The following is a 996-nucleotide window of genomic DNA, read 5'->3' as shown; positions in this document are numbered from 1 at the left end:
TCATCGGTCTGCCGAATCGCCTGAAACCGGCACGCTGCAGCCCGTCGACACCCGGTCATGGACTGCTGCTGCCAAATGTCCGCACTGTCGTCAGTTCGCGAGCACGTCCTCGGCCTTGATGTCCGTGAAGACCCGGCTGTTGCCGTGCATCGATGGCGTGGAGCCTTCGCTGCGCTGGTGGTTCACCGATGTGCGGCACCAGTTCGGTGAGGACTACGCCGACCCGGACGCTCCGCTGCTGCCCAGCGAGCGCCGCGACCCGCAGACGGGGCAGTGCCCGCGGGCGGGCAGTGACGCGCTGCGTACCTGGCTCGCCGGCGCGGTAGGGATCTGGCTGCCGGCCTGGCAGGGCCGGCTCACCCCGCACGGTCTGCGGCATTACTGCGCCTCCTCGTTGTATGAGCGCGGCCTTGACCTCAAAGCGATCCAGGAACTGCTCGGCCGCTCCTGGCTGTCGACCACGACGCGCTATATCCACGTTCCGCCCGAACACATCGAGCACGCCTGGGTGACTGCGAACGCCCGGGTCGCGGCCCGACTCGAGACTGAGGGGTGAACCGATGCGCTGGAATCTGCGCATGACCGCCGCCGAGCGCGGCATCTGGAAATCCACCGAGATGCGACGCCGACTGGCCGGTGCCGGCCTGGACATCAGCGCCGGGAAGATGTCAGCGCTATGGACTACGACGCCGACCTCGATCCGCCTTGACGACCTCGATGTCATCTGCGCCGTGCTCGAATGCGCACCCACCGACCTGCTGATCTGCGAACCCGCCGCCGTAGCCGCCCGCCGTCCCTCCGCGGCTGCGGAAGCCAACGCACCGCGCGCTCGGCCGGAGTAATCCCCAAGCTGGGTCGTAACCGTTCGGCACCGCCTGCGTGACCCAGAAACGCCCCGGAGCCAGCCCGCTGCGACGGAGGAAGCGCGTCACCTGCAAGCTTGCGCCCGCGGCCATGGCCCAGGTCGACTATTGCTTCGCCTGCTGGCCAGGCGGC

General features: G+C 68.6%; 1 protein-coding gene and 1 pseudogene. Both read left to right on the top strand.

From position 1 onward, the window contains the following. The coding region (locus RM423_RS24880; protein WP_311425721.1) for a tyrosine-type recombinase/integrase at window positions 1-556 on the top strand (556 nt) is incomplete at its 5' end. Window positions 557-560: 4 nt separating this feature from the next. Continuing rightward, window positions 561-883, top strand: a pseudogene (locus RM423_RS24875) (helix-turn-helix domain-containing protein). Window positions 884-996 lie beyond the last annotated feature (113 nt).

The sequence above is a fragment of the Jatrophihabitans lederbergiae genome (genome assembly GCF_031845305.1).
GTDB classification, from domain to species: Bacteria; Actinomycetota; Actinomycetes; order Mycobacteriales; family Jatrophihabitantaceae; genus Jatrophihabitans_A; species Jatrophihabitans_A lederbergiae.
This window is presented reverse-complemented; position numbering and strand designations above follow the sequence as displayed.